Annotated in this window: 22 protein-coding genes and 1 pseudogene; 10 read left to right on the forward strand and 13 right to left on the reverse strand. The window is 60.7% G+C overall.

The genetic code is table 11. From position 1 onward, the window contains the following. Positions 1 to 33: 33 nt before the first annotated feature. From F2S13_RS17680 to F2S13_RS17710, 7 genes are all read right to left on the reverse strand, one after another. A complete protein-coding gene (locus tag F2S13_RS17680; RefSeq protein ID WP_166363133.1) occupies positions 34 to 999 on the reverse strand; it encodes a rhizopine catabolism ABC transporter substrate-binding protein in 966 nt (321 codons plus the stop codon). 55 nt (positions 1,000 to 1,054) lie between these two features. Further along, a complete protein-coding gene (locus tag F2S13_RS17685) occupies positions 1,055 to 2,071 on the reverse strand; it encodes a Gfo/Idh/MocA family oxidoreductase (protein WP_166363135.1) in 1,017 nt (338 codons plus the stop codon). A gap of 9 nt (positions 2,072 to 2,080) precedes the next feature. Then, entirely contained in the window at positions 2,081 to 3,196 is a 1,116-nt protein-coding gene (locus tag F2S13_RS17690) for a Gfo/Idh/MocA family protein (protein ID WP_166363137.1), read from the reverse strand. 40 nt (positions 3,197 to 3,236) lie between these two features. After that, positions 3,237 to 4,139, reverse strand: a complete 903-nt coding sequence (gene iolE, locus F2S13_RS17695; protein ID WP_166363139.1) for a myo-inosose-2 dehydratase — start codon at positions 4,137 to 4,139, stop codon at positions 3,237 to 3,239. Positions 4,140 to 4,216: 77 nt separating this feature from the next. After that, a complete protein-coding gene (locus tag F2S13_RS17700) occupies positions 4,217 to 5,431 on the reverse strand; it encodes an ROK family transcriptional regulator (protein WP_166363141.1) in 1,215 nt (404 codons plus the stop codon). 154 nt (positions 5,432 to 5,585) lie between these two features. Further along, positions 5,586 to 6,923: an ATP-binding protein gene (locus F2S13_RS17705; RefSeq protein ID WP_166363143.1), complete on the reverse strand. Its 1,338-nt coding sequence runs from the start codon at positions 6,921 to 6,923 to the stop codon at positions 5,586 to 5,588. After that, complete coding sequence (locus tag F2S13_RS17710; RefSeq protein ID WP_166363145.1) at positions 6,920 to 7,642, reverse strand: response regulator; 723 nt, start codon at positions 7,640 to 7,642, stop codon at positions 6,920 to 6,922. Before F2S13_RS17710 ends, F2S13_RS17705 begins: the two co-directional genes overlap by 4 nt. A 148-nt stretch (positions 7,643 to 7,790) precedes the next feature. Between F2S13_RS17710 and F2S13_RS17715 the strand changes: the two genes are divergently transcribed. The 6 genes and pseudogenes from F2S13_RS17715 to F2S13_RS17740 all read left to right on the forward strand — a co-directional run. Continuing rightward, positions 7,791 to 8,102 carry a hypothetical protein gene (locus F2S13_RS17715; RefSeq protein WP_166363147.1) on the forward strand — a complete coding sequence of 104 codons (312 nt, stop codon included), beginning with the start codon at positions 7,791 to 7,793 and terminating at the stop codon, positions 8,100 to 8,102. 46 nt (positions 8,103 to 8,148) lie between these two features. Further along, positions 8,149 to 8,817 carry a DUF3313 domain-containing protein gene (locus F2S13_RS17720; protein ID WP_166363149.1) on the forward strand — a complete coding sequence of 223 codons (669 nt, stop codon included), beginning with the start codon at positions 8,149 to 8,151 and terminating at the stop codon, positions 8,815 to 8,817. Positions 8,818 to 8,964: 147 nt separating this feature from the next. After that, positions 8,965 to 9,417, forward strand: a complete 453-nt coding sequence (locus F2S13_RS17725; protein WP_166363151.1) for a (2Fe-2S)-binding protein — start codon at positions 8,965 to 8,967, stop codon at positions 9,415 to 9,417. A gap of 13 nt (positions 9,418 to 9,430) precedes the next feature. Next, positions 9,431 to 11,593: a xanthine dehydrogenase family protein molybdopterin-binding subunit gene (locus F2S13_RS17730; protein WP_166363153.1), complete on the forward strand. Its 2,163-nt coding sequence runs from the start codon at positions 9,431 to 9,433 to the stop codon at positions 11,591 to 11,593. A gap of 46 nt (positions 11,594 to 11,639) precedes the next feature. Next, on the forward strand, positions 11,640 to 12,170 hold the full coding sequence (locus F2S13_RS17735; protein ID WP_246237928.1) for a hypothetical protein: 531 nt from the start codon (positions 11,640 to 11,642) through the stop codon (positions 12,168 to 12,170). Positions 12,171 to 12,283: 113 nt separating this feature from the next. Further along, positions 12,284 to 13,443 (forward strand): annotated as a pseudogene (locus tag F2S13_RS17740) (HPP family protein); the annotation flags it as partial. Here F2S13_RS17740 and F2S13_RS17745 read toward each other — a convergent pair. Then, positions 13,420 to 14,283 carry a LysR family transcriptional regulator gene (locus F2S13_RS17745; RefSeq protein WP_166363157.1) on the reverse strand — a complete coding sequence of 288 codons (864 nt, stop codon included), beginning with the start codon at positions 14,281 to 14,283 and terminating at the stop codon, positions 13,420 to 13,422. The pseudogene F2S13_RS17740 and the gene F2S13_RS17745 overlap by 24 nt on opposite strands. 143 nt (positions 14,284 to 14,426) lie before the next feature. On the opposite strand from F2S13_RS17745, the gene F2S13_RS17750 reads away from it, so the two are divergent. From F2S13_RS17750 to dxs, 3 genes are all read left to right on the forward strand, one after another. After that, on the forward strand, positions 14,427 to 14,669 hold the full coding sequence (locus tag F2S13_RS17750) for an exodeoxyribonuclease VII small subunit (RefSeq protein WP_166363159.1): 243 nt from the start codon (positions 14,427 to 14,429) through the stop codon (positions 14,667 to 14,669). Then, positions 14,666 to 15,553: a (2E,6E)-farnesyl diphosphate synthase gene (ispA, locus tag F2S13_RS17755; protein WP_166363161.1), complete on the forward strand. Its 888-nt coding sequence runs from the start codon at positions 14,666 to 14,668 to the stop codon at positions 15,551 to 15,553. The genes F2S13_RS17750 and ispA overlap by 4 nt, the downstream gene beginning before the upstream one ends. Positions 15,554 to 15,758: 205 nt before the next feature. Further along, the gene (gene dxs, locus F2S13_RS17760) at positions 15,759 to 17,657 is read left to right on the forward strand and encodes a 1-deoxy-D-xylulose-5-phosphate synthase (RefSeq protein ID WP_166363163.1); all 1,899 of its coding nucleotides are present in this window, start codon (positions 15,759 to 15,761) and stop codon (positions 17,655 to 17,657) included. On the opposite strand, the gene F2S13_RS29875 is transcribed toward dxs, so the two are convergent. After that, positions 17,552 to 17,776 carry a DUF6525 family protein gene (locus tag F2S13_RS29875; protein WP_425500237.1) on the reverse strand — a complete coding sequence of 75 codons (225 nt, stop codon included), beginning with the start codon at positions 17,774 to 17,776 and terminating at the stop codon, positions 17,552 to 17,554. The genes dxs and F2S13_RS29875 overlap by 106 nt on opposite strands. On the opposite strand from F2S13_RS29875, the gene F2S13_RS17765 reads away from it, so the two are divergent. After that, positions 17,710 to 19,593: a TonB-dependent receptor domain-containing protein gene (locus F2S13_RS17765; RefSeq protein WP_166363165.1), complete on the forward strand. Its 1,884-nt coding sequence runs from the start codon at positions 17,710 to 17,712 to the stop codon at positions 19,591 to 19,593. The genes F2S13_RS29875 and F2S13_RS17765 overlap by 67 nt on opposite strands. Positions 19,594 to 19,715: 122 nt before the next feature. On the opposite strand, the gene F2S13_RS17770 is transcribed toward F2S13_RS17765, so the two are convergent. The 4 genes from F2S13_RS17770 to F2S13_RS17785 form a co-directional block, all read right to left on the reverse strand. Further along, a complete protein-coding gene (locus tag F2S13_RS17770; protein WP_166363167.1) occupies positions 19,716 to 20,495 on the reverse strand; it encodes a cobalamin-binding protein in 780 nt (259 codons plus the stop codon). Next, entirely contained in the window at positions 20,495 to 20,914 is a 420-nt protein-coding gene (locus F2S13_RS17775) for an MFS transporter (RefSeq protein ID WP_166363169.1), read from the reverse strand. Before F2S13_RS17775 ends, F2S13_RS17770 begins: the two co-directional genes overlap by 1 nt. Continuing rightward, on the reverse strand, positions 20,911 to 21,528 hold the full coding sequence (gene ribA, locus F2S13_RS17780; protein ID WP_166363171.1) for a GTP cyclohydrolase II: 618 nt from the start codon (positions 21,526 to 21,528) through the stop codon (positions 20,911 to 20,913). Before ribA ends, F2S13_RS17775 begins: the two co-directional genes overlap by 4 nt. 112 nt (positions 21,529 to 21,640) lie before the next feature. Further along, on the reverse strand, positions 21,641 to 22,396 hold the full coding sequence (locus F2S13_RS17785) for a substrate-binding periplasmic protein (protein ID WP_166363173.1): 756 nt from the start codon (positions 22,394 to 22,396) through the stop codon (positions 21,641 to 21,643). Positions 22,397 to 22,401 lie beyond the last annotated feature (5 nt).

Below are 22,401 nucleotides of genomic sequence, written 5' to 3' on the forward strand. Positions count from 1 at the left end.
CATCACCCTTTATGTGGCCGGGTTGATAGTGAGTTAGCGGTAGCCTTGCTTACTGAGGGTCAATACTTTTTCTGCATCGGCCTTGGTGCTGACGAACAAGGGGCCGGTATACACATTATTCAATGGCAACAAGCCATACTTGGCCTGATTATTAAGCATGACAACGGGCAAGTAACCCATCATGTACTGCTGGGCATCCAGCGCAAAGAACACATCGCCTTTGGCCACACCATCAAGCAACTCAGGAGAGACATCGAAGCTGCCAAACTTGTATTTGGTCAACGTGCCTTTCTTGCGCAAGTCGACAATCAATACGTTTGCCACGCTGGAACTTGTTGCCAGGATACCGTCGACATCCGGGTGGCTGGCCAGATAGGCGCCCACTCGCGAGGTGATATCCGTCGGGTCCATGGTCATGGCCACGACCGGTGCATTGCCACCCATGCCGTCCTTGAATCCACGGCAACGGTCGTCGATGGCAACGTTACCCACTTCGTGGTTCAGGCAAATCGGGTTCTTCACCCCGGCCGCCTTGTAACGTTCTCCAGCCAGCTTCCCGGCTTCGTATTCGGCGGCGCTACCCACGTAGAACTTGGCGCCGACCTTTTGTACATCGCCCTCACCCGAGTCGACGACAATCACTGGAATGCCGGAAGCGTCGGCCGCCTTGATGGACTTCTGCAGCGCGGCCGCATCGGGAACAGACACAACCAGTCCATTAACTTTGGCAGCGACGGCTGCATCGATCATGCGCGACATGGCAATCGGGTCGAAGGCTTCCGGGGCCTGGTAGGACACTTTGGCGCCGGTTTCCTTCGCCGCATCTTCCATGCCTTTCTTCAGGGCATTCCAGTAAGAGTCACCCGCCTGGCCGTGCGTAACAAACGCAATGCGCACGGGTTCGTCGGCAGCCTGGGTAATGGACGGAATCATTACTGCCGAAGCCAAAACGGCAGTTACAACACCATGCAACAACGTATTCTTGATCCGCAACTTCATGGTGAATCTCCTAAAGTGGACTGTCTTTTTATGCTTATTCTTGACTTCCGAACTTTCAGTTGACTTCCCTAACAAATACCGGACGTTGTTCCTTCAATGAAATATCTGCTGCCAGTGCAACTCTTTCGGCTTGCAGGGATTCATCAGCGCCCACCAGCACAGGTTTATTGTTCAGCACGCTATGGGCAAAGGCAGCGAGTTCGCTGGCGTAAGATAGCGGGTAACGATCAAGACAGGAGAAGTACGGCTTATCTGTCTTGACGCCTTCTTCCTTGAAGAGTTGTACGGTTGTCGGCGTAAGGTTGTGAATCTTCACGAGCCCCTTGGAGCCCAGCACCTCCGCCAATTGGTCATGACCATAAACGGCATTCAGCGAACAATCAATCACACCCACGCCGCCCTTGGCGAACTTCAGCGTGATGACGGTGGTGTCGACAAACCCTTCCTCATCCGCGCGCGACGGGTCGGCAATTGCCCCGCCCTCCACATACACCCGCTCGATGGTGTCGCCCATCAAGTGCTGGGCCATGTCGAAGTCGTGCACATGGATGTCGATGAACACATTGCCCGCCGATTTGAGGGCGCCACGCGGCGGAAGCTCGGCCTCGCGCGAGGTGATTTTCACCACCTGCGGGGCTCCGATTTCACCGTCAGTGATTACCTGGTGCAATTGACGGAACTGCGCATCGAAGCGGCGGTTGAAACCGACCTGGAACGGTACGCCGGCTTCCTTGACGATGGCGGCGATCTGCTTGCTCTGGCGGTAGTCCACATCCAGCGGCTTCTCACAGAACATCGCCTTGCCGAGCCCGGCCACGTACTGGACGATTTCAAGGTGTGCCGTGGTGGCGCAGCAGATGCACACGGCCTCGATCTCCACGCTCGCCAGCATGTCCTTGTAGTCGGCGAATTGATTTTCGACGCCCAGATCACTCAGCCATGCCTGGTGCTTGCCGATCGACGGAGAGGCAACCGCAACGAGTTCCGCGCCTTCCACGCCCTTCACCAAGTTCTGGATGTGCATTTTCCCAATGACGCCGGCACCGATGACTGCAACTTTCAGCTTGCGCATACTGGCCTCTCACATCGAACGGTTGGAGTTGGTTAACGCAGTGCGTCCCATCTGAACCAGGAGCCGGGTGTCACGCTCGGCATCTTCCAGGGTGTTGAGTGGCGTGCTCTCGTTGACGATGCTTTCCCAGAAATATTTGATTTCCTCGACGAAGGCTTCCTTGTAGTTGGCCCTGTGTTCGGTTTTCTGTGAGTGCTGCCCATCGGCCTTCCACACGGTCAGGCGCGTAGGGAAGTGATTCAGATAAGGCGATGGGAACTCCAGGTGATACACCGCATCGTCGAAATACAGCGAGATACGCTCGTGGTATTCGGCTACATGGGGCACGGTCAGGTGCATCATTTGCCACAGGCTGGTTTGCGCATCCAGACGCACCGTGGCCTGGCCGCCGTCGCCGTTGGCAAAGAAGGCGGCACCTTCGACGCCGACCGTGGAAACCTTCATCTTTTCCAGCAGTCCATGCACTACGTTGATGTCATGCACCAGGCTCGAGCAATATGCTCCGGTAAAGCCACGGAAGCTGTTTTCGTCTGGCAGCTCGCTCAGCGCTTCGGCGACCTGCTCGCGCTGACGGGTCTTGAACTCATCTTTAAGCGCTTGAGGAATGTCATTGGCGAAAACCAGTTCTCCCTGATGTTCGCGGAATGGCCAGGAGTCCGGATCACACACCTCGACGCTGACCATACGCAGCTTGGCGCCGTTATCGGGCAACATGTCGCGCAGCAGCAAATAAGAAGGGTCGAAGCGCTTCATGTAACCCACCTGCAGAATCCTGCGGTTGGCATCACGCACGCGCTTTATCCGGGCAACGTCTTCCAGGCTGTAGCAGATGGGTTTTTCAGTAAAAACATGGCAACCGGCATTGAGCGCATCGATCACCATGTCGGCGTGATAACAGTCTGGCGAGCAGACGAATATCGCTTCCGGCTCCGCATGGCGGAGCAATTGCTGATGGGTTTCATACACGGGCAGCTGCTTGTCCTGGAAGAACTGGCGTACTGTTGTCGACGCATCGGCAATACCGACAAGTTCAAACAAGCCACTCAACTTCAAGAGGTTTGGAATATGTTCGAGTTGAGCAATCAACCCAGCCCCTAAGACACCAACACGCAATTTCTTTTGCATAGACGTATCTCTTTCCTAATGGCGTTATCGCTTTGGAAATTCAGGATTGAACGGTGAAGCCTGCGTTTTCTGCCAACTGCCTGGTATTCTTGTAACCCATCGTTGCATAAACCAGGGGATTGGCTTTATTCGGATCCTGTTCGGCTTCAACAACCAACCAGCCGCTGTAATTATTCTGCGCCAGCACTTTCAGAATATCGTTGTAATCGATCATGCCGTCGCCGGTTACCGTGAAGATCCCATTCATCACGGCGCCCATGAAGCTCAAGTCCTGTTGCAAGGCTTTTTCCAGCTCGGCTTTGCGAACGTCCTTCAAATGCACATGATTGATGCGCTTGGCATGACGGCGCACCAGGGCATAGGGATCGCCCCCCGCATATAAGCAGTGCCCTGTATCAAAGAGCAGCCCCACGGCTTCTCCGGTATGCTCCATGAGCAAGTCGATCTCTTCATCCGTCTGGACGACGGTGCCCATGTGATGGTGGTACCCCATCCGCACGCCGAAGTCGGCCATCTTTTCAGCTAACTGAGTCACTTTCTTGCCATAACTGGCCCAGTCGCCATCCGGCAACTCAGGGCGAATGGACGCCGGATCATGGATTGCACCGTGGCGGCCGTAACTGGTGTCTGCATAAACAACCACCTTGCTGCCCATTTCCTTGAGCAACGTCAGGTGCGGCAATATCGCGTCAAACTCTTCATCTACCTCCTTCTCTGCAATTCTGCCGTCATACCACCCGGAAACAATTTCCAGCCCGTGCCCCTTGACAATAGGGCGAAGCACTTCCGCCTGACGCGGAAACTTCCCGCCCAATTCCGACCCCGCATAGCCTGCCAATTTAGTTTCGCTCAGACAGACTTCCAGCGGTGTATCGCCCCCCAACTCCGGAACATCGTCATTCGTCCAGGTAATCGGGTTAATACCAATTCGTACCGTTGTCATGTTATCTCTCATGTTTGCGGGAGGAATAGTCGGCTCACAGGCGAGCCCGTTAAAGCATTTATTTTTATTAAGACTTCTTACGGGATAGTTGCTCTACTCAGGTACAACTCATTGTCTTGCATGTTATTTGGAAGTTGCGGAGAAAAGTGCCGACCATTGACTTCTTGCAAGGCAATTGCAAGTGCTCCGATCAGCCCGGCTTTTTTACCCAGGGCACAGGCTTCCACCGGCAGCGGATCATCCATCATGTCGGCCAGCCAATAGCGGACCCGCTCCAGCATTTCAGGGCGTCCGCCAACACTGCCACCTAATAGACAGAGTTGCGGATCCAGCACGGTGGCGGTTGCTCCAATCGCCTTGGCACAACCGCGCGCCACCTTGTCGATCACCAGCAAGGCAACTTCATCGCCCGCGGCAGCACGGTCGAATATCTCAGGCAATTCGTCGACCGGGTTGCCGCTGAACTCTCGGTAGAAACGCAGGATGGCTTGACCGCTCGACACCGTTTCCAGCGGCCCGTGCCGCTTGACCTCCAGATCGATATCCTCGTTCAGCACCGGCATGTAGCCAATTTCACCCGCACCACCGCGGGCGCCGCGCCACAGCTTGCCATCGAGAATGACGCCCATGCCGATACCGGTGCCCATCGCAACAAAGATGAAGCTTTCACTGGCCTGGCCACGACCACGCCACAACTCCCCGACAGCCGCCAGATTGACTTCGTTTTCCAGCAACACCGGCGCGCCCAGTACGCTGCACAGTGCGGCTTCAAGGTCCACCCCTGGCAATGCCGGCAAGTTCGGAGAGTGATGTACGCGCCGGGTTTTGCGATCAACGACGCCTGGCACCCCGACAACAACCTGCAGCAACTTGCTGCGATCGATTGCATGCTTGTCCAGCAAGCCGGTGATACCTTGCAGCAACTGCGCTTCGACCTGTGCACCACCGTCCTTCAGTGGCGAACGCGTTTCTTCGATCAGGTGTCCTGAAACATCGGCAATTCCCAGCTTCAGGTGAGTGCCCCCCAGGTCACAGACGGCAACATAGCCGGCTTTTGGGTTCAGCTCATAGGTAATTGCGGTGCGACCGAGCTTGCCCTGGACGCTGCCCACTTCACGTACCCAGCCTGACTCCTCGAGCATGGAAACCAATTCCGATACGGTCTGCTTGGACAACCCTGTCAATTTGGCGACCTGCGCACGGGAGATCGGGCCTTGGCGGACGATGCGCTCCATCACAGCCTGGCAATTCACCTGACGTCCAATTGCCGACTCAGCCAATACCCCATTCATCTTGAATTCCCCTTTCCAGAAAACCGAGTGACTTCACTGAATTTCTATTTAGTTCGGTCTGCGAACGAATTAATGCACGCGGCAAAAAGAATGTAAAGGGGTATTTTTGCTTGAGGATTTTTTGTCGATCGCCGTGCTCAGCAATCCGGCTTCGCTAAACCGTACTGGGCAATTCAACCCGGGCAATCAGTCCCGCGCCTTTGCGATTACGCAGCGTCAACTCCCCACCCTGCTCCCGCACGATCGCCCGCGCAGCCGACAGGCCAAGCCCCACGCCACCCGTATCACGGTTACGCGAAGCCTCGAGGCGAAAGAACGGGTCGAACACTCGCTCCAGGGCGTGCTCGGGAATGCCCGGCCCTTCGTCGCTGACTTCGATGCGGATCGAGCGGTCGTCACCGCTCAGTTCGATGCGCGGCCGTTGTGCATACTTCACGGCGTTTTCCAGCAGGTTGACGATCACGCGCTTGATGCCCAGCGGTCGGCCGTCGTACACCAGGTGGGCGGGGCCGGCGAAGTCGACATCGATGCCCTGGTCGCGAAAGTCATCGATGATGGTTTGCAGCAGTTCCGAGAGGTCGAACGCCGTGGTTTGCTCCAGATGCGTTTCATCGCGGAAGAAGCCCAGTGCTGCGTTGATCATCAACTGCATTTCTTCCACATCGCGAATCAATTTGCGCTGGTGCTCCAGGTCCTCCATGAATTCGCAGCGCAGGCGCATTCGCGTCAGGGGAGCGCGCAGGTCGTGGGAGATGGCCGCGAGCATGTGCGTGCGTTCGGCGATGAAGTGTTGGATCTGCGCCTGCATGGTGTTGAAGGCGATGATCGCCTGGCGGATTTCATGGGGCCCTTCGAGATCGATGGGCGGTGCGCTCAGGTCCGCACCGAAACGCCGCGCGGCACTGGCAAACCGCTGCAGCGGGTTGGCCAGTTGGCGCGTGGCAAGCCAGGCGACCAGCAGAGTTGCGACCAGGCCCAGGGCTGTGATGACAGCGATGCGCATGCCCTCACTCAGACCCCAGGTACGTTCGGGTGGCGTGAACGACAGCCAGCTGCTATCGCGCAGTTGCACGAGCACGACGTAGCGCGCCTGGGCGCTGCCGTCCGGCCAATCGGCAGGCTGAAAGACTTCGATGTCACGGGAAATATCGCCAAGCAGTTGCCGCATCACCGGCGATTTATTCGTATCGACCTGGGCGCCGATCGGGGGTAGATCGAAGTCGGCCCGCTGAAGGTGCCACAGCACTTCCAGCATCGGATTGCTGGCGGCTGCGGCCAGTTGCGTGCGCAGTTGGGCGGGCGCGGCCTCGATCACTCGGGCTGTCGCGGCGATCTGTTCCGGCAAGCCGGTGCGGTCGATGGGCGGGCGCGCCCAAATGCCGGCGACCTGCACAAACAGGCCGTTGAGGGCCAGGGAAGTGAGCATTGCGGCGACGATCGTCAAGGCAATTCGGCGCCTGAGCGTGTCGCGACGGAACATCCGACGGATCACGAGCGGCTGACCTTGGCGGTGAACATATAGCCTCCGTTGCGTACGGTACGTATGAGATCCGGGCGCTTGCTGTCCGGTTCGATCTTGCGTCGCAGGCGGCTGACCTGCACATCGATGCTGCGGTCAAAGGCGTCGTAGCCCTGGCCGCGAGTCAGGTCGATCAGCTGTTCGCGAGTGAGGATGCGCTGCGGATGCTCGAGAAACACCACCAGCAAATCGAACTCGCCGCCGGACAACGGAATCATCACGCCCTCAGGCGAACGCAGCTCGCGGCGGGTGACGTCCAGGTGCCAACCGGCGAAGGCGATAACCGGCCGCCTCTCTTCGCGGCCCGGGCTTTTCTCGCCAGCGCGGCGTTGCACGGCGCGCAGGCGGGCGAGCAACTCCCGAGGATCGAACGGCTTGGTCAGGTAGTCATCGGCGCCCAGTTCCAGACCGACAATGCGGTCGCTCAGTTCGCCCATGGCGGTGAGCATGACGATCGGGATTGACGTCTGTGCCCGCACTTTCTGGCAGAGGCTCAGGCCGCCTTCGCCGGGCAGCATCAGGTCGAGAATGATGATGTCCGGCCGGTTTTGCTCGATCGCCGCCCACATGGCCTCGCCATGGGTGGCCAGCTCCACCTCGTAGGCATGTTGGAGAAAGAATTTCTTCAGCAAGGAAAGAATTTCCACATCGTCGTCGACGATCAGCAGTCTGCTCACGTTCAGCGGGTCCATGGGCAAAAAAAGAGGGTATCTAAAACCATTCCGGCGTCAGGGTCATATATTTCAATCGCGCAACATTTCTACCTGCCGGACACAAACCGGACATCCTCGTGCAAAACCGCTCCGGCACCCTGCGCGGCATCCATTACAGGAGTCCACTATGCAGGTATCGAACAGCAAGCATCCGGCCGACGGGATCGACACCACCCATACCCTGATCCTGAACGAGCGCGCCAGCAAGGTATGGAGCAACGATCCGATGCTGTTCCAGCAGTCACGCCTGGGGTTATCCAATGATCGCAGCCGCATCGTATTGAGCCGCTACTTCGAGCGTTACAGTCCGACGTGCAGCCACTGGGTGGAGTACATCCACTCAGCCCCCATCGCCGAATTCACTCAATGGATCATGGCCCATGGCGATTTGCGCATCGAGTGCTCGGAAGACTTGCCCGATACCCATGCCCACGCCTGAGCAGCGCTCTTCACCCACGAAAACAATCCATTCAGGAAACGCTTTGATGAGAAGCAATCTCTCACTGTCCCTGTTGCTTGCCGCAACCCTCACCCTCTCGGCGTGCAGCAACAAGAAAGTCGCGCCCGAAGCGTATTCGGGTTTTCTGCGCGACTACAACGCACTGACAGAGCGCCAGTCGCCTTCCGGTCAAACGGTGCTTAGCTGGGTGAGACCCGGGATCAGGGTCGATCTTTACACACAGGTCTATATTGAACCGAGCCAGTTCTACCCGCAGCCTCAGCCGACCGAGCGGATTCCGCAAACCACGCTCTCCGACGTGACCTGGTATTACGATGCCGCGCTCAAGCACGAACTGGGTAAAGTCATGACCGTGGTCACGGCCCCCGGCCCGAATACGCTGATCGTCAGGCCGGCAATTACCCGGGTCGCCGCCAGCACCCAGAGCCTGCGCGCTTACGAATGGCTGCCGATCACGCTGGTCGCGGCTGGCGTCAGCACCGCCACCGGGATCCGCGACCAGGACAGTGAAATCGCCACCGAAGTAGCGTTTCTCGATGGCGGAACCAGGACCGTTGTCGCTGAAGTGGTCCGTAAAGGCACGGGAGTACCGCTGGAGAACGACACAGAGGTCATGACGGCTGCGAATGTCAAGGCTGTGCTGGATGGTTGGGCTACTGACCTGCGTAATTCGTATGTGGCGATTCGCAAGTAACCCTTCTCGGACCGACGGTCGCCCGCTCTGCAACCCACCGCAAATTGCGCTTAGCTAAAACAACCTGCCCTGGTCTTCCAGGTCAGGCGGCTATCGCTCGCCAGAAGCGAAGCACGGCAAGCCCTGATCGCGGATGAGGTTTCAGCCATGGTTACGCTCACCATCAATGCCAAAGCGCAGCAACTCGACGTGCCCGACGACATGCCCCTGCTCTGGGTGCTGCGCGACGTCGCGCACTTGACCGGGACCAAGTTCGGTTGCGGAATCGCGCAGTGTGGTGCCTGCACCGTGCATGTGGATGGGGCGCCGCTGCGTTCCTGTATCACCCCGGTGTCAGCGGTGGCCGGCAAGTCCATCACCACTATCGAAGGTCTTTCGCCTGATGCATCGCACCCCGTGCAGCGAGCCTGGGCCGAGCTCGATGTGGTGCAGTGCGGTTATTGCCAGTCCGGTCAGATCATGTCGGCAGCCGCGTTGCTGGCGAAGATACCGAAGCCCAGCGATGCCGATATCGATCAGGCCCTGTCAGGGAATATTTGCCGGTGCGGCACTTATCCGCGCATACGCGCTGCCGTGAAGCGGGCTGCTGAACTGGGTTAGCGGAGGGCAGGCCATGAACAGTCGCAACGATATTTCCCGGCGTGGATTTCTCAAGAGTACCGCCATCGTCGGTGGCGCCCTGGTGGTTGCCTTTACCCTGCCCGGCGGCAGGCGTCTGGCCTGGGCGGCCGGTACCGATAACGCCACGTTCAGCCCCAATGCGTTCCTGCGGGTGGGCAGCGATAACAGTGTCACGGTGCTGCTGGCGCACTCGGAGATGGGCCAGGGCATCTGGACCGGCCTGGCCATGCTCATTGCCGAGGAGCTGGATGCCGACTGGTCGAAGATCAGGGTCGAGCACGCGCCGGCGGATGCGGCGTATGGCAGCAAGGTGTTTGGCGGGTTGCAGGGCACGGGCGGTTCGACCAGCATCTGGTCGGAATTCGACCGTTATCGCCAGGCGGGCGCGGTTGCACGAACCTTGCTGGTGCAGGCGGCCGCAAATCGCCTCGGGGTGCCGGTGGAGGACATTCGCACCGAAAACGGTGAAGTTATTGTCGGTGAAAAACACATTCCCTACGGCGACCTGGCGGCCGAGGCGAGCCAGTTGCCGGCGCTCGATCCGGCCAGCGTGAAGCTCAAGGAGGCCAAGGACTGGAAAGTGATCGGCAAGCCCACCAAGCGCCTGGACACGCCCGAGAAGATCAATGGCAGCGCGCGCTTTGGCATGGATGTTCAGTTCGAAGGGCTGATGACCGCGGTAGTGGCGCGCTCGCCGGTTTTTGGTGGATCTGCCAAATCGTTCGATGCGACCAGGGCCAAGGCCGTGCCGGGTGTCCGTCAGGTGGTTCAGGTGCCATCCGGTGTGGCGGTGATTGCCGACCATTATTGGGCTGCCAAGGTTGGCCGTGATGCCCTGACCGTCGACTGGGACTTGGGCCAACATGCCGGTCTGGACAGCGTCAAGCTGCTCACCGAATTCAAGAAACTCGCAACGACCAAGGGCCAGACAGCTGCGCAGTCCGGCGATATCAGCGCGAGCCTGGACAAGGCTGCCAAGACGCTTGATATCGAGTACCACGTGCCCTACCTGGCCCATGCGCCGATGGAGCCGCTCAACTGTACGGTAAAACTGAATGCGGACAGCTGCGAGATCTGGACCGGCACGCAATTCCAGACGGTCGATCAGCAGGTCACGGCGAAGTTTACCGGGCTCAAGCCCGAACAAGTGCAGGTCCATACGATGTTCCTGGGCGGCGGTTTCGGTCGCAGGGCAACACCGACCTCCGATTTCGTCACTGAAGCCGTGCAGGTGGCGAAGGCTGCCGGGGTGCCGGTCAAGACCGTCTGGAGCCGCGAGGATGATGTGCATGGCGGCTATTACCGCTCCGCGTTCTTGCACAAGGCGCGTATCGGCCTGGACAAGGACGGCCTGCCCCTGGCCTGGGAGCAGGTCATCGTCGGCCAGTCAATCGGCGCCGGCACCCCGTTCGAAGCCATGCTGGTACACGAGGGCATCGACCATACCTCGGTCGAAGGAGTCGCCGACTCGGCTTATCTCAAAACCATTGCCCACCATGTCAGCCTGCATTCACCGACTACGGGTATTCCAGTGTTGTGGTGGCGTTCGGTGGGGCACAGCCATACCGGTTTCGTCATGGAGTCGATCATCGACGAACTGGCCAATGCCGCCGGCAAGGACCCACTCGAGTACCGCCGCGTGCTGCTCAAGAACGAGCCGCGGCTGCTCGGCGCACTGAATCTGGCGGCAGAAAAGGCCAACTGGGGCTCGCCATTGCCCAATGGCCACGCCCGGGGCATCGCCGTGCATGCATCCTTCGGCAGCTACGTTGCCCAGGTGGCGGAAGTCTCGGTGACCGATGACGTCATCCGTGTGCATCGCGTGGTGTGCGCGGTGGATTGCGGCGTCGCGGTCAACCCTCAGGGCATCGCCGCGCAGATGGAATCGGGTGTCGCCTTTGGCCTCAGTGCTGCCCTGCACAGCAAGCTCACCTTCAAGGACGGCAAGGTGCAACAGTCGAATTTCCACGATTTCCAGGTGCTGCGCCTGAACGAAATGCCAGTGGTGGAAACCCACATCGTGCCCAGCACGGACAAGATGGGCGGCATCGGCGAAACCGCAGTACCGCCTGTGGCGCCGGCAGTGGCCAACGCGGTGTTTGCACTGACCGGGCAACGGTTGCGCGAGCTGCCTCTTCAATTGGCCGGGGTGTGAGGAGAGTCCCATGCACCGATTGCTCTTGTCGCTGCTGTTGAGCGCAATGTTGCCGGCCGGCCTGGCGCTGGCCGACGACCAACAGGAGGCGGTGGCCGCCTTTGCCACAGTTCAGCAGGTGTTCCAGCACCCGCGCTGCCAGAACTGCCATATTCCCGGAGACTCGCCCTTGCAGTTCGACGCCAGCATCCCCCATGCAATGAATGTGGTGCGCGGCGCCGATGGCAAGGGCGCGGCGGGCCTGCCCTGTACGACCTGTCATGCCGAGGCCAACCCACCGGACAGTTATGGCCCCCACGCACCTCCCGGTGCCCCGCATTGGGCGCTGCCACCACCGGCGCACAAGATGGCCTGGATCGGCCTGCCCGCCGATCAGCTGTGCCAATTGATCAAGGACAAGTCGAGTAACGGCGGGCGCGACTTTGCGGCGCTGCTCAAGCATGTCGGCGAGGACAAGCTCGTGCTGTGGGGGTGGAGCCCTGGTGGCAACCGAGCGCCGGTCTCGGTGCCCCATGATGAGTTCGTCGCCCAGTTCAAACGCTGGGCTGATGCCGGAGGCCCCTGCCCGGCTGGCTGAGCAACAGGTTTTAACTTCAATAAAAATGCACTGAAACAGCACTATTTTGAATTTGCACGATACAACGCCGTTCTCCAGACTGCGCAGCAACTGCAATTGCCCCAGGTTAGTGCATGTCCACGCACCAATTTAGTAACTGGTTGTCCCGGTTCACCCCCGCCTCGTTGAACATCCCGCCCAAAGAATGGCTGCGGGCCGCGTTCGGCGCCCTGCTCGGCGTGCTGATTGCCAGCCTGCTCTGCCAAGAGGCATTTGGCAGCGACGTGGCCCTGCATTTGCTCGGGCCGGTGGCAGCTTCGGCTGTTCTGCTGTTTGCCGTTTACTCGGGTGCGCTGGCGCAGCCCTGGTCAATCATCGGCAGCTACCTGGTGGCCACGCTGGTGGCGTTGCTGGTGGCGCATGTGTTTGGCCGCTCAGTGTTCAGCGCCTGCCTGGCGGTGGGCCTGTCGCTGGCCATCATGTGCCCGCTACGTTGCCTGCACCCGCCGAGCGGGGGGCTGGCCCTGAGCCTGGTGCTGGCCGATGCCAGCCTCGGCCAGATGGGTGTGCAGGTGATCTACCCGGTCATGCTCAATGCCGTGAGCCTGCTGGGCATGGCCTTGATCTACAACAATCTGACAGGCGTGCGCTATCCCAAACGTCATGCCGCACCGCAGGATTTGCACCACACCCTCGACCCTTCACCCGAGCAACGAGTAGGGATCAATTCAAGGGACCTGGACCAGGCGCTGGAGGAGATCGGCGAGTTTGTCGACGTCACTCGCGAAGACCTGGAGCAGATCATCCTGGCGACCGAGAAGCACGCCGTGCGGCGTAGCCTGGGGAATATTGCGGCGCAGCATGTCATGTCCCGGGACGTGCAATGCGCTACGCCTCAGACCACCCTTGAGCATGCCCTGAAAATGTTCAGCAGCCATCATCTGAAAACCCTGCCGGTGCTCAATGAAGACCGCCATCTGGTCGGGATCGTCAGTCTGGTCGATTTGATCGGACACCCGCTCACGCGCAGACAGTGGAGCTGGCGCGGCCTGCTGGGCCTGCATCGTCAGGAAACCCTGGAAAAGGTCATGAGCCACCCGGTGACCTGCGTACAGAGCAATACCCATATCGTCGACATGATCCCGCTGCTATCGAGCCAGGGCCTGCATTGCCTGCCGGTACTGGAGGGCGACGAACTGGTGGGCGTGATCACCCAGACCGACCTCATCGCCGCCTTGCATCGTCACCTGGTCACCCATGCCGATGACGCTCAGGTCATCGGATCCCAGCGCTGGGACCAGTCAATGTCGGTCTTGACGACTTCGCGCAACAACTCGAAAGATTTTTGCAGCGCCGCCGAATCACGCTCGCGTGAATAGATCAGGTAGGTCGGATAGCTGAACTCTGGCGCCTTGGGCACCCTTTCCAGCACACCGCTATCGATGTAACTCTGCACGACGCGGGTACGGAAATAGCCCGAGCCGCCGTGCTCCAGAATGTATTGCAGCGCCAGTGGTCCCAGGTTGAAGGTGACCGCCGCCTTGGCGCGATCGGGGAGCGCAGCGTCATGCCGGCGCCGAAAGTCCTCGCCCCAATCGACATATACATAAGGTTCGGGCCGCGCCACCGAACGGATCATGATGAGCTTTTCTTCGAACAACTGCTCGACCTGCAGGCCGGGCCAATAGGTCGGCTGATAGACCAAAGCAGCGTCCAGCACGCCCAGTTCCAGCTGCCGCAGCAAGCTTTCACCGTCCTTGATTTCCGTGCGCAAGGCATGGGTGGGTATCCGCTCGCGCAGTACGCCAACCCAGTTGAGCATCAACGGGTTGCACAGGCTGACTTCACCGCCGATATGCAGCACATTGTGATAACCCTCCGGCAGCGGGAGGTCGCGCCGCGCCGCCTCCCAGGTCTGCACCAACTGATTGGCATAGACGACAAAGGCTTCGCCGTCGGCGGTCAGGCTGGCACCGGCACGATTGCGCACGAACAGCTTGCAGTCGAGCTGGCTTTCCAGCTTCTGCACCCGGGCGGTGATGGCGGTTTGTGTGACATGGAGTTTCTGGGCAGCCGCCACCAGGCTGCCAGAGCGTACGATTTCCAGGAAGGTACGGGCCAGATCGAGGTCCATAGGCTGTCCGATGCGCGATAATGGGCCCATTGTAGTGGCATTGGTTGCCCCGTGGGCAAAGCTGCAGGTCAGCCCCTGGATTTGCCCGCCAGCCCCGGCTCTGCTAGTGTCGCGCCGTTTGAACACCTACCGAGATAGCCGCCATGGCCCGAAAAAAAGCTGCCGTTGATTTCGAGCAATCCCTCGCCGAGCTGCAAACGCTGGTCGAGCGCCTGGAAAACGGCGAGCTGTCGCTGGAAGACTCCCTGACCGCGTTCGAGCAAGGCATCCGCCTGACCCGCGACTGCCAGGGCGCGCTGGCCCAGGCCGAGCAAAAGGTGCAGATCCTGCTCGAACGTGACGGTGAACTCGCGCAAGAACCCTTCGATGTGGAACAACCTGAATGATTGCCACCTACCAGGCCATTTGCCAGGCCCGCGTCAACGATGCACTGGACAGCCTGTTCATTGCGCCCTCGGTTGAGCTGACCCGCCTCTATGAGGCCATGCGCTACAGCGTGATGAACGGCGGTAAACGCGTTCGTCCGCTGCTGGCCTACGCCGCCTGCGAAGCCCTGGGCGGCGCGGCAGAACACGCCAATGGCGCCGCCTGCGCGGTCGAGCTGATCCACGCCTATTCGCTGGTGCATGACGACCTGCCGGCCATGGACGACGACGATCTGCGTCGCGGCCAGCCGACCACGCACAAGGCGTTCGACGAAGCCTGTGCAATCCTCGCCGGCGACGGCCTGCAGAGCCTGGCTTTCACCGCCCTGCTCGACCCGCGCCTGAGCCCCCAGGATGAGCGCACCCGCCTGACCATGGTGCAGGCCCTGGCCCAGGCCGCAGGCCCCGCCGGCATGGTCGGTGGCCAGGCCATCGACCTGGGTTCGGTCGGCCTCAAGCTGGACCAGAAGGCCCTCGAGCTCATGCATCGGCACAAGACCGGCGCCCTGATCGAGGCCAGCGTCACCCTCGGCGCCCTTGCCAGCGGTCGTGCCGAGGAATCCGAGCTCCAGTCGCTGCAGACCTATGCCAAAGCCATTGGCCTGGCGTTCCAGGTGCAGGACGACATCCTCGACGTCGAGAGTGACACCGCGACCCTGGGCAAGCGCCAGGGCGCCGATATTGCCCGCGACAAGCCGACCTACCCGGCACTGCTGGGCCTGGATGCGGCCAAGGCTTATGCCCTGGAACTGCGCGACCAGGCACTGCATGCGCTGCGTCCATTCGACGCAGCGGCCGAGCCGTTGCGTGATCTGGCTCGGTATATTGTCGAGCGGCGTAGCTAAGTAGCTGAAGGCCTCATCGCTGGCAAGTCGAGTCGTCGCACCGCAGCTCCCACAGAGAATATGCAAACGCTGCAAAAACTGTGGGAGCTGGCTTGCCAGCGATTGCTGCACCGCAGACTATGCTGGCACACCCGCTCCCCAACGAGCAGTCTCCGACGCAATAAGGTAAACTGCCGCCCTCTTCAAACCTATAATGATTCGCCTGATGCCCACGACGTTTCAAGAGATTCCCCGCGAACGCCCGATTACGCCCCTGCTCGACCGCGCCGACACCCCTGCCGGTTTGCGCCGTCTGGGCGAAGCGGAGCTGGACACCCTGGCCGACGAATTGCGCCAGGAGTTGCTCTATACGGTTGGCCAGACAGGCGGACATTTCGGTGCTGGCCTGGGCGTAATCGAGCTGACGATCGCTCTGCATTACGTCTTCGACACGCCCGACGACCGTCTGGTGTGGGACGTTGGCCATCAGGCCTATCCGCACAAGATCCTCACGGGTCGGCGCAAGGCGATGGGCAGCCTGCGCCAGAAGGACGGCCTCGCCGCGTTCCCACGCCGCTCCGAGAGCGAGTACGACACCTTTGGCGTCGGCCACTCGAGCACCTCGATCAGTGCGGCCCTGGGCATGGCTATCGCTGCGCGCCTGCAGAACAGCCCGCGCAAGTCGATCGCCGTGATCGGCGACGGCGCCTTGACCGCTGGCATGGCCTTCGAGGCCCTGAACCATGCACCTGAAGTCGGCGCCGACATGCTGGTGATCCTCAACGACAACGATATGTCGATCTCGCGTAATGTCGGCGGGCTGTCGAATTACCTGGCCAAGATTCTCTCCAGCCGTACGTATGCAAGCATGCGCGAAGGCAGCAAGAAAGTCCTGTCGCGCCTGCCCGGCGCCTGGGAAATCGCCCGCCGCACCGAAGAATATGCCAAGGGCATGCTGGTTCCCGGCACGCTGTTCGAAGAACTGGGCTGGAACTACATTGGTCCGATCGACGGCCATGACCTGCCGACCCTGATCGCCACGCTGCGCAACATGCGCGACCTCAAGGGGCCGCAGTTCCTGCACGTCGTGACCAAAAAGGGCAAGGGCTTCGCCCCGGCCGAGGTCGACCCGATCGGCTACCACGCGATCACCAAGCTCGAACCGCTCGACGCGCCTGCCGCCGCCCCGAAAAAGCCCAGCGGGCCAAAATACTCGGCGGTGTTCGGCCAATGGCTGTGTGACATGGCCGACGCCGATGAGCGCCTGGTCGGAATCACCCCGGCCATGAAAGAAGGCTCGGACCTGGTCGCCTTCAGCGAGCGCTTCCCCGATCGCTACTTCGATGTCGCCATCGCCGAACAGCATGCGGTCACCCTGGCCGCCGGCATGGCCTGCGAAGGCTCGAAACCGGTCGTGGCGATCTATTCGACCTTCCTGCAGCGCGCCTACGATCAGCTGATCCATGACGTTGCCGTGCAGAACCTCGACGTACTATTCGCCATCGACCGCGCAGGCCTGGTGGGCGAAGACGGCCCGACCCACGCCGGCAGCTTCGACCTGTCGTTCCTGCGTTGCATCCCCGGCATGCTGGTGATGACCCCGAGCGATGAAAACGAGCTGCGCAAGATGCTCACCACCGGCCACCTGTACGCCGGCCCCGCTGCCGTGCGCTATCCGCGTGGCACCGGCCCGAATGCGCCGATCGAAACCACGCTCGAACCGCTGGAAATCGGCAAGGGCGTGATTCGTCGCCAAGGCAGGAAAGCCGCACTGCTGGTATTCGGCGTGCAGCTGGCCGACGCCTTGAAAGTGGCCGAAAAGCTCGATGCGACCGTGGTCGACATGCGCTTCGTCAAGCCACTGGACGAAGCCCTCGTACGCGAGATCGCCAACAGCCACGAGCTGCTGGTGACCATCGAAGAGAACGCGATCATGGGCGGCGCCGGTGCTGCTGTGAGCGAATTCCTCGCACGGGAAAACCTCCTCAAGCCTGTGCTGCACCTTGGCCTGCCGGACATCTATGTCGAGCACGCAAAACCTGCACAAATGCTCGCCGAGTGCGGCTTGAACGAAGCGGGCATCGAAGCCGCCGTCAGCCAGCGCCTACAGCTACTGGGTAGCTGATCGAAAGCGGCGCACGCCTGTGCGCCGCGCCTCACCGCGTTACGGATTACCGATGAAACTCTCGCGCATTGCCCTGACCCTCTCGCTGCTGCCGGCCGGCCAGCTGCTGGCCGACTCATTCGAACGTGAACAAGCGCTGAAGCTGCCCGATGTACTGATCAGCGCCAACCGCCAAGTCGAAGCGCGCAACGACAGCAGCGCCGCCAACACCGTCTTTACCCGCGACGACATCGACCGTCTGCAGCCGAACAGCGTGCCTGACCTGCTGCGCCGCGTGCCTGGCGTGCAGGTCGTACAAACCGGCGGACGCGGCAGCCTGCCGGGGATTTATATCCGCGGCACCCGCTCTGCGCAAAGCCTGGTGCTGGTGGATGGCCAGCGCATCGGCAACTCGACTTCCGGGGACAGTAATCTGCAGCACCTGAACATCGATCAGATCGAGCGCGTGGAAGTGCTGCGCGGCTCGCGATCGGTGATCTACGGCAGCGATGCGATTGGCGGGGTGATCCAGATCTTTACCCGGCGCGGCGCCGAACCGGGCCTGCAATCGCGTCTGCACCTGGGCTTTGGCAACTATGGGACCTGGGAGCGCAGCCTGGGGCTGTCCGGTGGCGACGAACAAACCCGCTTCAATCTCGGCGCCAGCCTCGATGAAACCGCCGGCATCAACCGCACCCATGAGTCGTTCCCCAGCGATCGCGATCACGATGCCTACCGCAACAAGTCGGTCAGCTTCAGCCTGAGCCATGCCTTCAGCGATGACCTGGAAGCTGGCCTGAACGTGCTGGATAACCGCGGCAAAAGCGAGTTCGATAACCCGTTCGGCCGTTTCGACCTGACCACGTTCGAGTCCGTCGAACAGCAACCGTACAACGACTTCACTGTGAGCAGTGTCAGCAGTTACGTCGATGCTCGCATCAATGACCACTGGAAATCCCGCGTCGAACTGGGCCACAGCGAAAACCTGGAAACCTCCCTCGACAAGCTGAGTGATGAGCACAGCGTATTCAACACTTACCGCGACTCCGCGAACTGGCAGAACGACTTGACGCTCGACGAGCGCAACAGCCTGCTGCTGGGCGTGGACTGGTATGAAGACCAGGTCAACAGCAGCACGCCCTTCGAGGAAGACAGTCGCTGGAACCGCGCCGCCTTTGTCCAGCATCGCTTCCAGGCGCAAAGCTTTTCCACCGAACTGGGCCTGCGCCATGACCAGAACCAGCAGTTCGGCGGGCAGAACAGCTGGAGCGGTACCTTCACCCTGCCGCTCAACCCCGAAAACGATGTGCTGCTGAGCTACAGCGAAGGCTTCCGCGCACCGACCTTCAATGATTTGTATTACCCGGGTTTCAGCAACCCGAACCTCAAGCCCGAAACCTCGAAAAGCTATGAACTGCAGTGGCGCAGCCAGCTGAGCGAAACCAGCCGCCTGGAAACCTCGCTCTACCGCACCAACCTTGAAGACGCGATCATTTTCGGCAGCAATTCACGCCCGGAGAACGTCGCCTCGGCTCGAATCGATGGCTTCGAAGCTGCGCTGAAACAGGAGCTGTTCGGCTGGCAGAGCAACCTGGGCCTGGCAATCATCGACCCACGCGATCGCGACAGCGGCCACACCCTGGCCCGCCGCGCACGCAGGACCTTGAGCCTGGACCTGGACCGGCAGTTCGATCGCCTCGGCCTCGGCGCTAGCTGGCAGGCGGTGAGCAGCAGCTACGACGACCTGGACAACCGCAACCGATTGGGCGGTTATGGCTTGCTCGGGCTGCGCAGCAGCTGGCTGCTCAATCGCGAGATCTCACTGGAAATGAAGGTCGACAACCTGCTGGACAAGGGCTACAGCCGCGCCCTCTACAGCCATGCCGGCAATGAATACGGTTATCGGGAAGAAGGCCGTGCCTGGATGTTTGGGGTGACCTGGACACCGGAGATTTAACCCCCCCTGATCCCCCTCGTTCCCACGCTCCGCGTGGGAATGCCTCTCCTGACGCGCAGCAAAGCGACGCAGAGCGTCGGTCACTGCATTCCCACGCGGAGCGTGGGAACGAGAGTAGGCAGTCAGCGTTCGGGGGCTATCAACGCGCACAGCTTGGCCGTCGCCCCAATCATCTGCCCACTCGGCCGCTCCAGACCATTATCGGTCACCAACAACAGTCGCCCATGCGACCAGGCTTTCCACGCATCCAATTGCGACTGACTGGTCGCCAGGATCGCCTGTGGATCACGTTGCAGCACCGACTCCAGACTGACCTGGGGCGCCGGCAAGGTCAGGTCGTCGAACACATTGCGCGCGCCACAAGTCTTCAGGGCATCGCTGATGATCTGGCCGCCCCCCACGGTGTAGAGCGGTCTATCCCAGATCTGGTAGAACACTGGCAGAGGTTCGGCGCGTCGATAGCGCTGACGCAGGGACGCCAGCTGCGTGCGCAATTCGGCGGCTTGCTTCCGGCCTTGCGCAGGGGTGCCAAGTCGATCGGCGATGGCTTCGATCTGGGCAATGAGTTCGTCGAGGCTATGGGGTTCGGCAACGAAGGTAGGAATGCCGAAGTGGTCGAGTTGCTCGCGCTGAGCCGGGCCGACGCTGCCGGGCCAGAGCAATAGCAGATCAGGCTTGAGGCTGAGCAGGCGCTCCATGTCCAGTTGGCCATATTGCCCTACTGACGGCAGACCCTTGAGCGAAGCAGGCCGCTCGCCGGCATCCAGCACACCGACCAGTCGATCGGCAGCGCCAAGTTCCACAACGATTTCTGTCAGGGACGGCGCCAGGGTGACCACTCGCTCGACCGCCTCGGCGGCCCCGCACAGGGCCAGCAACAGGCAAGCGAGCAGGCGCAGCATCAAGCCAACTGGCGTGGAATACGGTAGAGATAAAGCAGCACCAGACTGGAGACGGCCAGCAGGACCAGCGGAACCGCTTCCAGTCCGACAGGCACCGCCAATGCTGCGATCCAGGCTGGCAAGCCGGCCACCAACAGGGCTGTGCGCCGGGTGTGTGCCAGGGCGTTCCAGGCGGCAGGCTCCTGAGGGGTGTCCAAGGCCTTTTGAGTCGCGATCAAGGCATGCTTGTAGGCCGCGAAACGCGGCAGGCTGATAAACATCGAGGCGACGCCGGCGATGAAAAACGGCATGACCAGAACCGGAAACAGCGGCTTGTTGCTGCCGAAGGCCCAGCCCATGACCAGCAAAGGCAACAAGGTCAACGCCAACTGCTGCCACCAGGTTACGGCCAGGCGGCGGCGAATTTGCGGCCGGGTCACGCCGAGCCGGCCTCACCCTGGTGCTCGTTGCCCATCATGTGGCCGAGCTTGCCGGCCTTGGTGGCCAGGTAGTGCTTGTTGTGTGGGTTGTGCCCGGTGTGCAGCGGCACGCGCTCGGCCACGGCGATGCCCATGGTGGTCAGCGCCTTGACCTTGCGCGGGTTGTTGGTCATCAAACGCAGGGATTTGACGCCCAGGTGCTCGAGCATTGGCAGGCACATGGCGTAGTCGCGCTGATCAGCGGCAAACCCCAGGCGCTCGTTGGCTTCGACGGTATCGGCGCCGCCATCTTGCAATTCATAAGCGCGAATCTTGTTGAGCAGGCCGATGCCGCGACCTTCCTGACGCAGGTACAGCAGGACGCCACGACCTTCGCGGGCAATCGCCTGCAAGGCCGCCTCGAGCTGGGAGCCGCAGTCGCAGCGCTGGCTGAACAAGGCATCGCCGGTCAGGCATTCGGAATGCAGGCGACCCAGCACCGGTTCCCCATCCGCCACGTCCCCGAGACTGAGCACGACGTGCTCGCGACCGGTGGCCTCATCGAGAAAACCATGCATGGTGAATTTTGCAAAGGGGGTGGGCAGCTGAGAAGCGGCAACGAAGACGACGGGCACCGTGTGCTCCTGATCAGTATTGAACATGAAAATTGGCAAGGAGCGCATTGTAACAGCAGCTCCGTGCTGACGCTTAGGCTGAATTATCGGAGATATTGATCAAATAGTTCGATCACTGTCCGGGTTGTTGTTGCCCCTCGGCAAATGGATAGGGTTGTTCCCAGCGCTCGAAAATCTCTCGCAGCTCCCCGCTGGGTACCAGGCTGTCCATGCGTTTATCGAACAATTCCAGCAGCGCCCGCCCACGCGCGGTATTGGCAAAGGCCAGGTACAACGGCAGTTCGGCCAGGTGCGTGCTCTTGAGCAGCGCAGGGTCCTTGGCCATGCTCTGTACGTATTCGACCTCGGTCAGCGCGTCGATGTAGAAGTCTGTGTGATCGTGCACGAGCATCGAGACGATACCATTACGCCGCTGCACCTCATCGTAACGTTTGATGTTCGGCAAATAACGCTGGAACTCATAGCCACGAACCCACGCCAGCCGGTATTGCCCGATGGTCTCGCGTTGCGGCACCGCCTTGCCGGCAAGGCCCAGGGCATAGATGTGATCGACATCGAAGGGCCAGCGCGGGTAGAGGTTTTCGCTGCGCTCCTGATGATAAGAGCCGACCCAGGCATCGGCTTCGTCCCTTTGGACCAGGCCGACGGCGCGGCTATAGGGCTCGCTACGGGTCCGCACCTTGACCCCGGCTGGCTCAAACACCTTGCGCAGGATATCCCACGCCAGCCCGGTGCCATCCTTGTTGGTGTAGTCGCTCCACTCCTCGCTGGCGAGGCGGATCTGGGTGGGGGTTACAGCCGGTGAAGCAGCCCATGCCATCGAGCCTCCCAACACCCAGAGCAGCATCAGCAATCCCCATCCACGCATTCCCT

This window comes from Pseudomonas akapageensis (genome assembly GCF_011355085.1).
Classification (GTDB): Bacteria; Pseudomonadota; Gammaproteobacteria; order Pseudomonadales; family Pseudomonadaceae; genus Aquipseudomonas; species Aquipseudomonas akapageensis.